Annotated in this window: 6 protein-coding genes; all 6 read right to left on the bottom strand. The window is 32.1% G+C overall.

The genetic code is table 11. The annotated features are described in order from the left end of the window. Positions 1–88: 88 nt before the first annotated feature. Positions 89–1,204: a Ger(x)C family spore germination protein gene (locus ACFWM3_RS16065; RefSeq protein ID WP_390312072.1), complete on the bottom strand. Its 1,116-nt coding sequence runs from the start codon at positions 1,202–1,204 to the stop codon at positions 89–91. Further along, entirely contained in the window at positions 1,201–2,679 is a 1,479-nt protein-coding gene (locus ACFWM3_RS16060) for a spore germination protein (protein ID WP_390312071.1), read from the bottom strand. Before ACFWM3_RS16060 ends, ACFWM3_RS16065 begins: the two co-directional genes overlap by 4 nt. Continuing rightward, entirely contained in the window at positions 2,676–3,746 is a 1,071-nt protein-coding gene (locus ACFWM3_RS16055) for a GerAB/ArcD/ProY family transporter (RefSeq protein WP_390312070.1), read from the bottom strand. Before ACFWM3_RS16055 ends, ACFWM3_RS16060 begins: the two co-directional genes overlap by 4 nt. A gap of 177 nt (positions 3,747–3,923) precedes the next feature. Continuing rightward, positions 3,924–8,096, bottom strand: coding sequence for a S8 family serine peptidase (locus ACFWM3_RS16050; RefSeq protein ID WP_390312069.1), 4,173 nt, complete (start codon positions 8,094–8,096; stop codon positions 3,924–3,926). 841 nt (positions 8,097–8,937) lie between these two features. After that, the gene (locus ACFWM3_RS16045) at positions 8,938–13,098 is read right to left on the bottom strand and encodes a S8 family serine peptidase (protein WP_390312068.1); all 4,161 of its coding nucleotides are present in this window, start codon (positions 13,096–13,098) and stop codon (positions 8,938–8,940) included. Between the two features lie 361 nt (positions 13,099–13,459). Then, a complete protein-coding gene (locus ACFWM3_RS16040) occupies positions 13,460–14,719 on the bottom strand; it encodes a helix-turn-helix domain-containing protein (protein ID WP_390312067.1) in 1,260 nt (419 codons plus the stop codon). Positions 14,720–15,136: the final 417 nt, after the last annotated feature.

The following is a 15,136-nucleotide window of genomic DNA, read 5'->3' as shown; positions in this document are numbered from 1 at the left end:
TTCATTTTTAGTAAAAATGAGCATAAAAAAAGTCTCTTTAATAAAAAATAAACTTCTTTTTATGCTCTTTCTCTTTTACTATCACTTTTCATCTTTTATACGTTTTACTACCTATAATATGCACTTTCACTTTAATGTCTTTTATCGAATTAACATCAAGTGCATTCAGCGTTTTTATATCCCATTCCTTTCGATTAAATCGATAAGGCTTTTCTGTAATATTGAGAAGATCTACATGAAGCTCCTCTCCTTTTTTTATCGTTTTTAATATTTCACTTTTCATTTTTTTTCCTATGTCAGATGCTATTTTCTTCCTACTTAAACCATTCTCATTCTGTACAACAGCTACATTTGTTCTTACATTAATAATATACTTTGGCTTCTTACCACCTTTTAACACTTTAACTGAACTATTAGAACTTCTAACTTCTAAATTTACATCATCTTTTTCAAGCATAAGTGGTAAACTATAATTTTTCTGGTGCAAATAATTCAGTGATTTTAAATCTTTTAATGTTACTTGTCCTTTAAATTTTTGTTGTGATAAAATGTAGGCACCCTTTATATAAGCTACCTTGTCTACTTCTTTTTCAGTAAAATACTTTTCTTCCATATCTAATATAGGTATCAATAATGTTCCAACAGGTTGAGTGTATCTCGAAATAAACTGATGAAATTGCATGCTTAAAACAATAAAACTTCCTCTACTCTTTTCAGCTGGATTAGTCACTACAGTATATAAAAAAGGTAAATTAAAAAAGCTTTGACTCCTTAATATATCTTTTATATCTCGTTCAGTCCCATAAATCCACACTGTGTATCTTAATAGTGGTCTTCCACTGATGAAAGAATTAACTTCTTTCATTTTTTTTTCAATAACTGATTTACTTAGGATGACACTGTTAACATGACCATAATATAAAGGAACTGGTGATTTTATATCTATTTTAGTTAATGCTTCCTGTATAGATTTACCTGTAGCTTGGCCGATTAACGGAGGTGCAGGTATTTGTAATGCCCCAGTTTCTTGCTTAGCAATATTCGAAAAATTGAGTGCTTGAATCGTAACAATGTACTGATCGTCCTTAAAGTCAATACCAAAACTTGTAACTAATGTTTGATCGATAATCGTTCGATCGCCCCAACATCCCGTTAAAATGAATAAATGAAAAACGATTAGCATAAAAACCAGTAATTTTTTCATCTTTTTTTCCACTCCCTTTTACGGTCTTTATCAACTGGATGGAGTGATTCATTTCTTTTCTGTTTAAACTTTTGAGGCACCTTTATAATTACGTTTAAAATGTCAGATATACTTGGGACAGACAGTATTGTCATATAAGGTTGTCCAAAGCTTTCTAAAGAAACTATCAATGTCGCTAAAAGAAACATCCCAGTAAAAAAGCCAATTAAACCTAAAATAGACGATAAAAATAAAATAAAAAATCGTAGAATTACAATATTTCCTGCAATATTTTGATTAACTAATGTATAACCTGAAATAACAGTTAAAGCTACTATAACAAGCATAGAAGGCGAAGTTAGTCCTGCACGGATCGCAGCATCACCAATAAAGAGACCCCCTAAAACAGCTACAGTTTGTCCAACTGCCTTCGGTAAACGAATTCCCGCTTCTTTAAATAATTCAAAAAAAATTAACATTAAGCAGGCTTCTAATGGCGCTGAAAATGGCAAACCGTTTCTAGACATAGCAATGGTCGCAAGAAATGGATATGGTAATTGATCTATATGATAATTAACCATTGCAATATATAATCCCGGTAAAAAAATGGTCGTTAAAATTGCAGAAATTCTAAGATATCTTACTACGTTAATATAATAAATACTTGCATGTATATCTTCAGGTGAATAAACAAGTTGGCTTAAGGTGGTTGGACCTATTAAACAACTTGGATTGCCATCAACAATAACTGCAAACCTACCTTGATTTAATGATTGTACAACAAAATCAGGTCGACCTATATTATCTAAAAGTGGAAAAATCGAGAATGGTTCGTCATATAATTCCTCCTCAACTTCATAGCTACTAATGATTACATCTTTGTTAATCGAACTTAGACGTTGTTTCACTTCTGAAAGAATTGAAGGATTAATGATATCTTCCATATAGACTAGTAAAACTTTTGTACGACTTCTTTCACCAATTGTATATTCAACACTTTTAAGGGTTGAAGTCTTAAGTCTTTGACGGATTAAAGCCATATTATCCGAAATATTTTCAACAAACCCATCTCTTGGACCGCGAATTGAAGTTTCTAAATTTGATTCCTCCGGGATTCGTTTTGGAGGATTCGCGACTTGAATAAAGAAAACATCATTTAAATAAGAACTAAATATTACTAACTTCCCAGAAAATAAATTTTCTTCGACTTCTTTTTTAATATTAGATACTTCTTTCAACCTTTTAGTCTCAACTATATTACTTATTAACTCAAAATTGAATTTTTCTTCTTTTTGGACAACATTATAAATGTCATTAATAATTTGATTACTAAATTGACTGTCAATCAAATTTGGACAAAACATTATAATTACATAATGAGATTCTGCCTCTTCTTTATATAATTTTGTTCTGAAATCAATATCCGACGAGTGATTAAAAGACTCCATAAATTCTAGTAAATTGAGGTTTTCTAAAGTAGTCGAATCTTTTGTCATGCTGAATCACCTTTTAATTTTGAAATAACTAAAAATATAAGCATCATGCATAATAAGAAGATTAAATTTATTGGAAAATAATAGTATTGCAAAAAGTTAATAAATGATGTTGCATTCCATGGAATCATTACCGCTACTAATAAAATAAGTGACAATACTGGTAAACTCCATTTTTTTCTTCCGCTATAATTGATGATGTAATTTGCAATATATAGGTTTAAACTAATCCGAATAAATGCTCCTGACAACCACTGAAAAATAGATAAAAAATCCAATCTCGTAATATTCGCTCCTATCGTTAGAAGTTTCCATTGTTCATAAACAGGATTTCTCATTTTTTCTGCTTCAACAGGTCCAAACTCCGTAATCGCACCCGTCAGTGGACCTAAAATTAACATTAACAATATAAAACTAACGATCATTAGCCATTTTACTTTTACTTTGTCTTTTAAAAAGGAGTTTAAAAATAAAATGAATATCATTTCAAAAAAACCTGAGCATGTATAAATAAAGCCATGAAAAATGTCATGATATCCATTTTCGAAAATAGGAAATAATAATCCATAATTTTTATTCTTTACATTCCCTATTCCAACTAAAAAACCAAACAAAACAACTGGAGGTAAAATTAAAAATGCAATCGTACTAATTGAACGTATACCTTTAAGTACAGCATAAAAGCAAACTAGCGAAATTAATAATACTACAGCAAAATTAGGAATATCTTGTGTATAATTTGTATTTGCCCAAATTAGTGTAAATCGAAAAGTAACAAAGGCTGATAATAAAAAGTACACTAGAAAAATAGTTAATAATATGTAGGCTAATGGCTTGTATAGTACTTTAAACATTACAGATAAAATATCTTCTTTATTAAGCTTTTTATACAAATAAAAAACTAAAGCTGCCCAAATTACAAAAGGGAGAATACTAGCAATAACCGTAATCCAAGAATCTCGATGAGTTGATGTCAAAACACTAGGTACGATAAACACATGTAACATAAATCCGGTTGACATAATCATCAAGATATAAATATGCGTTGAATAAATAAACTTTTTATTCATAAAGAGTCTCCCTACAAATCCTTTATTCCTTTAAGTTAACCTGAAATGAATTTCTTTATGTATAAATTTACCATTGTGTTTTAAATGCAGGGTTTAGGGGGAAGAAAACGATCGAAAAAAGTAATTTAAAAATAAAAAGCCTTCTCCCAAAAAACAATCGGGAGAAGGCTGCTTTTATTATTTGTTTAAGCCTAAATCTGCTAAGATACTATCTAATGTAGCATCTTTATATGAACTTTTTGCTTTAGGAGGATTTGAAACAGTTGAATTTTGTAATCCAAAATTATTAACTACATAATCCATATCTTTCGCATCAACTACTTTATCAAAGTTGAAGTCAGCAGATGCTTTGTTTGTGCCCCAGTAAGTTTGTACAGCTAATGCATCTAATACATCGATTACATTGTCTTTATTTGCATCACCAGCAGGTGCAACATCTAATAAGTAGCGTAATTGCCTACCAATTAAATCACCTCGGATATTATCAAATAAATTATTCATTTTTTGATTCATTGTAAAGTGTCCTGGTACATCAACAGATAATGTGTAAGGTTTACTGTCTAATTTCACACCATCGAATGCATAATCACCTTGTTTTGATGTGATTGGTGTTTGTAAAACAGTTTTACCATCATAAGATGTTAATGTAATTTTCGCACCTACTTTACTTTGATCGATCGCATAGTTTGTTTCACCTGTTGCAGGGTTTTTTGCTCCTTCTACTTGAAGTGTACCTGAAAGTTTTGAAACTGTTGGTTTTACATTATAACCATCGATATAAGTGTAAACATTTTTCGTTTCAACATTTGATGTATCAATTGTAGACGCACCATTACCTGAGAAGTTAATCGCTGAACCTGTTGTAAATGATTTATCTAATGTTTTAATATCGAAATTAAATAATTGAGTGTCCTCTGGTAACTTAGCTGAACCTGAGTAAGTAAAAGTAAAGTCATATTGTGTAATATAGTCCCAAGTAGTAGGTGATGTTTTTACTGTCACTTGTGCGTCACCATATTTTTTAACTTCATCATTTACTAGAATATTGTCAATGCTTCCTTGATTATTATTCAATTGAAGCGTTAATTTAGTAGTTTTTAAGTTACTAATATTATTTGCTTTAACAGCGTAATTTACTGTATCACCAGGTACAATATTTTGCTTATTCGCTTTTAAGTAATAATACGGAGTTGTATTTTTTACAAAAGCAATTCTAATTTGAGCAGTTGGATTTAACGCTGCATCCATACCATAGAATGTTAAAGGTAATACTGAATATTTGCTATCAACTAAAATTTGATCAGTATAATCACCATTTTTATCTACGTTAATAGGCAATGATGGGAAGAAGGAATTATACGTGTAAACAATTGTGTTATCTGATTGATCCGCTTTAATACCGTATTTATTCGCTTCATCGATTTCTGGGTCATTTACATTGATATTGAAGTCATATAACATTTGTCCATTTTTATCTAGTTGACTATCACTATACTCGATAACCTTTTGATCTAACTTGTCAAAGCTTGAAGTCATATTAGGAACAGCATATTCCAGCATAAAGTCTCTAGCTTCAGCAAATGTTTTTCCACTTTCACTCACACCAACAAGTCTTAATTTGTAGTGACCTGGTTTAATTAATTCATATTTACTACTAATCGGGTTTTTCGCATCTCCAGTGAATGGGAAGTAATATCCACCGACAAGGCGACCGATATTGTAAACGACATCTTCTTTCAATACTGCTGTATTAAATGAACCAATAATACCTAAGTCTTGACCAGTTGTAGGGTCCTGAACGATCACATCTAATGATTTCATATGTGTTTTTATAGAAACACTTCCATCAATAAATGGGTACGCATAGGTTGGATTCGTAATTTTATTTGAATAAAGTGGGTTGACTAAATTAAATGATTGGATACCCTCTTCAACTACACGAACACCAAACGGAATTTGATATTGTTCAGTTGGATCCTGAGTATTCGTGAATGTAACATAACCTTCATAAGTTCCTTTTTCAGCAGTTTTTGGAATGTTTAAATTAAACTTAATTGATTTCGAACTAATACCATTTAACTTAACTGATGTAGGGCCTGAAAGTGTAACCTTATTTGAAGCTGCATCCTTCGATCCTCTTAATCCAGTTTGATATTTCACGTCAACACTAAATGTTTTTGCTTTTTCACTTCGATTCTTTAATGTAACGTTACGAGAATCAGCAATATCATTACCATCAAATCCAAATGAACCAAAGCTCATCCCACCGGTTAACTCATTAATTAATTTTTCTTTGCCGTTTACAATCGTTGGTGTTTTATCAACCACTTCTAATTCTACATTTGAATGAATTGCTTCATATGCATCAACACGTCCACTACCTACTTCAAATACGCTATACGCTTTTGATAATGGATCAGCTGTATTCATTAGGATTGATTTAATATCTTCTGGTTGTAAATCTTTATTTGATTGTAGTAATAACGCGGATACACCAGCTACATATGGTGTTGCCATAGATGTTCCAGACATACGCTCATATGCATACTGATAATCTTCAGGCTTTGATCCATCACTTGTTTTGTTATTTACATAAAACGGTACAGATGAAAGAATCGAAACACCTGGAGCAGTCACTTCTGGCTTAATATCATAGTTTACACGTGATGGTCCTCTTGAACTAAACGTCGCTAATTCATCTGAAGCTGTTTGTAGCTTAGAATAATCACCGAAAGTAACTTCATTTTTTCCAGCTTTAACTGCTTCAGTAATTTTTAATCCCTCTTCATATGAAACTGAGAATGAAGGAATCGCGTCTATCGACTCACCTAAGTATGCTTGGATTGCACCTTCGCTTTGGTTATCAACGTTATTTGCCATTAATACACCTACAGCACCTGCTGCTTTTGCATTTTTAATTTTATCAATCAATGCAATCGTTCCACGTTGAATGTAAGCGATCTTCCCTTTTAAGTCTTTTCCGGTAAAATTAGATGGATTTGCTAAACCTACGTCAACAAGTTGATAAGTTTTGCCTTTTAATGTCGTAACATCATCTGAATAGTTTTGAGCTAATTGTCTAAAGTTGTATTTGTTTCCATTCTGTGTACCGTTAAATTGATAAAGATCAATTGCAACTGATGAAGCTCCAACAGTTAATGCTAATGCAGCCGCTCCCGGTGAACCTAATGTGTCCATTTTGTCTCCATCATTTCCTGCAGCTACGACAGTCGTTACGCCACTTAATACAGCATTGTTAACCGCGATCGAAGTTGCATAAAGTGGATCGTTTAACGACGCGCCTAATGACATATTAATAACATCCATGCCATCTTTTACTGCTTTATCAAGACCGGCGATGATTGCTTCACTTGTTCCAACTCCACCAGGTCCAAGAACACGATAAGAATAGATATCAGATTCTGGTGCTGCGCCAACCTGCTTGTATTCACTATCTGACGCACCACGTCCACCAATAATACCAGCTACGTGTGTACCATGCTCAGTATAATAGTCAGCTCCATTTGCAGATCCTGGTTTACCAGCTTTAACCCAGTCAGCATATGTAGTCTCCATTGGATCATTATCATTATCTACAAAATCATATCCACCTTTGAAAGCGCCTTTTAAATCTGGATGGTTGTAATCGATACCTGTATCAAGGATACCAACTTTAATCCCCTTTCCTGTATAGCCTTCAGCATGTAGCTTATCCAAGCCATCATATGGCGTATAGTTTGCTACTTTAGACTCGTCTGCTTTTAACTCGCTATTCTTATCTAATTCTTTTGGAGGGTCAATTGAGAACTTCTCATTACTCCATACAGTTTTAACTGCTTTTGATTTTAATAGATTCTTAATTTGGTTTGCTGGTAGACTCATTGAAACACCGTTAAATGCAGTTTTATATGAATGCTTAATTTTAAAATCTACCTTTTTATTATTTTCATCTTTAAGAACTTGTCCCACTTCTGCACTAAAAGTAGAATGATCTTGATCAACTAATTTCCCCGCTTGTGCCTCGGTTAATGATTTGCCATCTACTTGCGCCTCAATTTGAGCCACTTTCGCCGGTTTATTTGCAAACTCAACAATGACTGAAGTTTGTTTTGTAGTCGTTTGGTCAATGTCTGATGAAATTTGAATCCCTGTCGCTTCATTCGTTGTAATTTGTTTTAAAGCAGCTCGTTGCTGGGAAGTTAAATTTGCAAGTATTGTTTCTGTCTTCGTATTCCCTGCTGCCTTTGAAACATTTGTTACATGTGCAATCGGTGCAACAACAACACTAGATGATAGAGCTAATACGGTAAAGCCTGATACAAACTTACTTTTCTTTACTCTTTTCCCCATTCTTCTTCCTCCTGGCTTTATTTATCTAAAGTAAAATTCAATAAAGATCTATGATTTATAAAATAGTAAGCTACTTTTTATCTTCATATTTAACTCTTTACATCAAATTTACTTTCTACATTTATTATCAATTTATTCCAATTTTCGGTCAATTGGGTTATCCCTCGCCTAATTTATCAAAGTTTTAAATTTCCCCTCTCTACTTTCGACAGGATTCTTCTAAATTCTCCCGTGAAAAACAATCGAAATAACCCAATTTTTCTATCATTTAAAAAGAAAGAGTCCGTTCTTTGAAAACGCTTACTTTTTTTAATTAAACTTTAATATTTCTAATTAAACCCCAAATTGATAGCTTTTTTTACTAATTGAACAAGATAAAACTATTTTAGAATATTTTAATTCATCATTTATTAGGTCTATTTTTCATTTGAAATGGCCAATAATTAACACCTTTTTTTGATGAAAAGTAACTACAGAGTAAAGAGGTAGTTACCTTTAAAAGGTAATGGGCAACGAAGAAAGTGCACTTTTTTGGGGCAGTCTATGAGAGGGCATTTTGACTTCTGAGTTTGTGTTTTTCGATTGTTTCTTTGAACTTTGCTTCTGTTTATGTTCATTTTCAATTTATCATTTTACTAATCTATGCTTTTTCACTCAATTTATTTAAAATGAATAGCTTTATTTGCAGTTCCACCGATTTTATTTGCAGACTTGACTTTTTCAATTGAGGATTTGCCAATTTTATTTGCAGTTTTCGGTTATTTATTTGCACTTCACCACATCCTTCTACAACCTTAAAAGGGAAGCCAAATTAACTGGCTTCCCTAATCTAAATCTTTTATTATTTGTCTAAACCTAACTCTTTTAAAATACTATCTAAAGTTGCACCCTTATAAGTAGTTTTTGGTTTTGGAGCTTTATCAACAGTAGGATTTTGTAATCCAAAGTTTTGAACAACTAAGTCCATATCCTTTTTATCTACTACTTTATCAAAATTAAAGTCTGCTGAAGCTTTATTTGTACCCCAATACGTTTGTACAGCTATTGCATCTAACACATCAATTACATCATCTTTATTAACGTCTCCAGCTGCAGCTGTTAATAAACCTAGATTATATCTCTTACCAAGAGTTTCACCACGTACTTCATTTGATAAAAGTACTTGTCTGTTCATAGTAAAATGTCCTGGTACTTCAACTTTATAAGTATAAGGTTTTGGATCTGCTTTCAGTCCCTCTGCACTATATGTTCCACTTTTGTTAATTGTAGGTTGAACAGTTGTTTTTCCATCATAAGACGTAACTGTAACTTTTGCACCAATTGCACTTTGATCAAGCGCATAATTTTGCTGACCTGTTGCTGGATCAATTGTTCCTTCTAAACGTAATGCTCCATCAATTTTAGAATAAGTATTCTTAATTTTATAAGATTCCATGTACGCATACACATCATTAGTCTGAACATTTGATTGGTCAGTTGTTGATGCTGTCATTCCATACCAGTCATTTGGGATAAAATTTGTATATTTCTCTGCTGTTTTCATATCAAAATTAAATAATTGTAAGTCTTCTGGTAAAGCTTTTGTTCCATTATAAGTAAATGTAAATGTATAAAGCTGACTTATTCCAGAAGGTACTGAAGTTACAGAAACTTGTGCATCACCATATTGTTTTACTGCATCATTTACAACGACATTTTGAATTGTTGCAAGATTTGGATCAACTGTAAATTTAATTTTAGTTGTTTTTAAGTTTTTAATATTATTTGAACGAACACTATAATTTACCGTATCGCCTGTTGTTACTGTTTGTTTATTTGCTTTTAAGTAGTAGTATGGGAAATTTTGGTCCACGAATACTAGTCTTAACATATTTGCAGCATTTCCAGTAAAGTTTCTTGCTGCATCCATACCATAGAAAGAAACTTGTAAAGGTGTATCACGCTTATTAACTAAAATCTGGTCAGTATAGTTTCCGTTCTTATCCGTTTTAATTGGATTAGCTGGGAACGGACTATCGTAAAATGATACGACTGCATTATTTGACTGATCTACTGAGAAACCTAAGCGATTTGCTTCAGCAGTTTCGGGATCATTTAGATTAATGTTAAAGTCATATAAGAATTGTCCTTTTGAATCAAATTGACTATCTTTGTATTCAATTACTTTTTGATCTAAAGAGTCAAAACTAGAAGTCATAGTAGGTGCTGCAACATCATAAACGAAACCAGCAGTTCTTACAAATGACTTACCTTTTTCATTTGTACCAACTAATTTTAATTTATAGTTTCCTGCTTTTGCTACTACTGGATCATTACTAATCGGATTTTTTGCATCACCAGTGAATGGATAATAAACTGAACTAAATCCTCTTCCAATAAAGTACTCTTGATTTTCATTCATTGTGATTGGTGTAAATGAACCAACTAAACCAAGATCTTCACCTGTTGTAGCATCTTGTAGTAATACATCTAATGTTTTCATGTGTGACTTTAATGAAAGATCGAATGATAAGAACGGAAATGCATTTGCTGGCCAGCTCGTATCATTACCAAACATTGGGTTGTCAATTTTAAAATAATCAATTCCTTCATCGACTACACGACCACCAAATGGAATTTGATATTGCTCAGTTGGATCCCCGGTATTTGTAAATGTAATAAAGCCTTCATATGTTCCTTTTTCTGCTGTTTTTGGAATGTTTAAGTTAAATTTGATATTCTTTTGGCTAATTCCATTTAATTTTACAGAAGTAGGTCCAGTTAACGTTACATTGTTCCCAGCTGCATCTTTAGATCCTCTTAATCCAGTTTGGAATTTCACATTTACATTAAATGTTTTCGCTTTTTCGCTACGATTTTTTAATGTAATATTGCGAGAATCTGAAATATCTTTATCATCGGAACCATATGATCCGAAGCTAATGCCACCAGTTAGTTCTTGAATAGACTTTTGTTTGCCATTAATATATGTCGGCGTTTGGTCTACTACTTCCAATTCTACATTCGAATGAATTGCTTCGTATGCATCAACACGTCCACTACCTGCTTCAAATACACTATAAGCTTTTGATAACGGATCAGCCGTGTTCATTAAAATCGATTTAATATCTTCAGGTTGTAGGTCTTTATTTGATTGAAGTAATAATGCTGATACACCTGCTACATAAGGTGTCGCCATCGATGTACCTGATAAGCGCTCATATGCATATTTGTAATCTTCAGGCTTTGATCCATCACCAGTTTTATTATTTACATAGTATGGTACCGTTGAAAGGATCGCCACACCAGGAGCTGTTACTTCAGGTTTAATATCATAGTTTACGCGAGATGGACCTCTTGAACTAAATCCTGCTAATTCATCTGATGCTGTTTGCACCTTTTTAAAGTCACCAAATGAGAATTCTGATTTACCAGCTTTGATAGCGGCTGCAATTTCTGTACCCTCTTGATTAGAAACAGAGAATGCTGGAATTGCATCAACTGATTCGCCTAGGAAAGATTGAATTGCACCTTCAGCTTGATTTGTTTCGTCGTTGTACATTAAAACGCCAACAGCACCTTTTGCTTTTGCATTTTTAATTTTATCGATTAATGCAATCGTTCCACGTTTAATGAAAGCAATTTTTCCATTTACATCTTTTCCATTGAAGTCTGCTGGATTACCTAAACCAACATCAACTAACTGATATGTTTTTCCTTTTAATGTTGTTAAGTCATCTGAATAATTACGAGCTAATTGTCTAACTGAATAGTTTTTGCCATTATTTACTCCAGCATATTGATAAACATCTAATGCGATTGATGATGCACCAACTGTTAATGCTAAAGCTGCAGCACCAGGTGAACCAAGCGTATACATTTGATCACCGCTATTTCCTGCTGCAACAACTGTAGTTACACCACTTAATACAGCATTATTTACAGCAATTGAAGTCGCATACAATGGATCATTTAACGTTGCACCTAATGACATATTAATAACATCCATACCGTCTTGAACGGCACGATCGATCCCTGCAATTATAGCTTCCTCAGTTCCAGATCCATAAGGTCCTAAAACTCGATAAGAATAAAGGTCAGCATCAGGTGCCGCTCCAACTGTTTTATATTCACTATTCGCAACACCACGTCCACCAATGATACCAGCTACATGTGTACCATGCTCAGTATAATAAGTTGATGAACCACTAATCTCAGGTTGCCCTGATTTTTTCCAATCTGCATATGTTGTTTCCATTGGATCATTATCGTTATCAACGAAATCATATCCACCTTTATAAGCATCCTTCAAGTCTGGGTGATGATAATCCATCCCTGTATCTAGAATCCCTACTTTAATTCCTTTACCTGTAAATCCTTCAGCATGTAAGCGATCTAGAGCATCATATGGTGTATAGTTTGCAACATTTGCTTCATCTGCTTTTAGTTGATCATTTTCTTTAGGTGGGTCAATTGTAAAAGTTTGGTTACTCCATACCTTTTTTACAGCTTTAGATTTTAGTAGATTCTTAATTTGATTTGCTGGTAATGTCATGGAGACACCATTAAATGCATGTTTATATGAATGATTAATTTTGTAATCTACTTTTTTACTTTTACCAGTTGTTAAAACTTGGTTAATATCTTTCGTAAAAGTATCATGGTCTTGATCGATTTGCTTTTCTGCATCTGATTTTGTTAAAGTTTTACCTTCTACACTCGCTTCAATTTGTGCGACTTTAACTGGCTTACTAGCAAACTCTACAATGACTTTTGTTTGATCAGTAGAGTCCAAATTAATATTAGAGGAAATTTGCAGCCCAGAGTCTTCACTAGTTGAAAGCTGCTTTAGAGCTGCTCTTTGCTCTGAACTTAAACTTGTCAAAATATCTTCTGCTTTACTCGGACTTGCTGCATTTGATACATTTGTTACTTGTCCAAGAGAACCTAAAATAAAACTAGATGTTAAAGCTAAAACAGTAAAACTTTTTAGAACTTTACTTCTTTCTCTCTTTTCCCCCATTTTTCTTCCTCCAGTTCATTTTTCTTCTTAGTTTGCCTTTAACGTTAATTACTAGAATTAATTTTTTTGACAACTTCTTCTAGTAATCAACAAAATAGAATGACGTTTGTCGTTTTTTTCTATTAATTATATTATTGAGAATTTTCCATTTTTACGCAATTGGGTTATAAGAAACCCTGTTTTATCAACGTTTATCCAATTCACCTTAATAAAATCGACAAATAACAACATAATTCCCCTTCGGAATAAACCAATTTTAGATATTTTAAATTCACTAAATAAAAAATGCACTTTTTCTAGAAAAAAAGACAAAAAAAAAATACATAGACACGTTACTTAACGTTGTCTATATATTTCTCTTTTACATGCTCACAAATGTATGTTCAATTGACTCATACAACTCTGCGGCTTTTTGAAACTCTTTAATTTCTATATAGTATTTATATAATTTCTTACCAAACTGTTCGATATAAAATTTATTATTAGTAGAATAAAAGAATGGGAGTGCCTCATCCGATAGATATTGATAAAATTTTTCACGGGCTCCTTCAGCCTTAAGCTTAAATAGTTTAATCAATGTAATATGTACTGGGCTTTTTAACATTTTTGCTAATGCTAGTGCTCTTTTCATCACACTAAGAAGTATCTCTTTTTCTAATAGTGTCCCTTCTGTACATGTCTCTAAATAATTGCATAATCTTCTTAAGTAATTTATTGATTTTTTATTTTCGGTTTCATTAATACTTTCCTCAAAATAATACAATGCATTTTCATATTCTTCTCGCTTAAAGTATTTCACTCCAAGATTATTCAATAAAATAGCCTTTCGCTCTCGATCGCCTAATACTTCACAGTTATGAATTAAATCTTTATAGCGTTCTACAACTTCACTAAAATTCATTTCCAATTCACTACCGTACTGCAATAACATAAGTGATTCAGAACTAATTGCGAATAAATAATTATTCGTTCTTTGAAAAAACTTAAGTGCCATTTCGGCATATTTATACGCTAAGATTTTTGAACTTCCGAAATGATAGGCAATTGCTAAATGGTGATAGTATTCTTCATTTCGATACTCATCAATATTAATCATCTTTAATACTTTTATTGCCTTTTGATGGTCTTCATTACTTAGGCTAGTATAGTTCGATATATAGTACATACCTTGAAGATGATAGAATAAATTTTTCTCGAAAGGTGATAAATCATCAAATTCTTTTTTCACATATGTAAGTATTTGCTTAACCATATCTAAATTTTGATAATGAAAATAATATCTTGCTCTTAGTAAATTATAATGGGCTGCATATTGTGAATAATCAATAAAGGGCATTTGTTCAAGTTCTGCTTTAATTTCTACAATTTGAGCTTCTTTTTTCATGACTAATGCGTCGTGCCAAAGATGTAATTTTTTCTCTAAATTATAAAACGATTGGACTTCATGATTAATATTGATTCCTAAACGATCTGAAAATAAAGCGATAATATCAGGTGAGTACGCCGTCTTTCCTCTTTCTATTTTACTAACATGAGTAGTTGTACATATACCTTCTCCAAGCATCGCTTGAGTTAATCCCATTTTTTCACGATAAAACTTTATGATTTCCCCCTCAATCATATGCACCCTCCTCTATCTCTATAACCATATTTAACTAATTATTCTTTACTAAATTTTAATATCCTTTTAAGGAAAAAACAATTAATGATTTATACCTAGTACTAGTAAATTTCAATCCAAACCCAATACATTATTACTAAATAAAAGATAGGATTCGAAAATGAAATCCTATCTTAAAGACTAATTTATTTTTTTTATTTATTTCTAAAGACCTACCCAGAAACTATGTTAATTTTCAACTTTCGTCATTAAACCAAAGAAAAAAATTCCTCTTAACCCACTTATTTTGAAAATTTGCTATACTAAACATGTGTGAAAAAAATTTTTTTGACAAAAATGAATATATACGAAATAATTTTCACATGAAAGGGTTTTCATATTATTATTAAAAAAAACACTTTTTTCCTATATAATAAC

The sequence above is a fragment of the Gottfriedia sp. NPDC058432 genome (genome assembly GCF_042721555.1).
Classification (GTDB): Bacteria; Bacillota; Bacilli; order Bacillales; family Bacillaceae_G; genus Gottfriedia.
This window is presented reverse-complemented; position numbering and strand designations above follow the sequence as displayed.

What these genes read in the sequence shown, in the direction of transcription:
- ACFWM3_RS16040 (WP_390312067.1), bottom strand. Translation starts at nt 14,719, where the DNA reads ATGATTGAGGGGGAAATCATAAAGTTTTATCGTGAAAAAATGGGATTA.
- ACFWM3_RS16055 (WP_390312070.1), bottom strand. Translation starts at nt 3,746, where the DNA reads ATGAATAAAAAGTTTATTTATTCAACGCATATTTATATCTTGATGATT.
- ACFWM3_RS16050 (WP_390312069.1), bottom strand. Translation starts at nt 8,096, where the DNA reads ATGGGGAAAAGAGTAAAGAAAAGTAAGTTTGTATCAGGCTTTACCGTA.
- ACFWM3_RS16065 (WP_390312072.1), bottom strand. Translation starts at nt 1,204, where the DNA reads ATGAAAAAATTACTGGTTTTTATGCTAATCGTTTTTCATTTATTCATT.
- ACFWM3_RS16060 (WP_390312071.1), bottom strand. Translation starts at nt 2,679, where the DNA reads ATGACAAAAGATTCGACTACTTTAGAAAACCTCAATTTACTAGAATTT.
- ACFWM3_RS16045 (WP_390312068.1), bottom strand. Translation starts at nt 13,098, where the DNA reads ATGGGGGAAAAGAGAGAAAGAAGTAAAGTTCTAAAAAGTTTTACTGTT.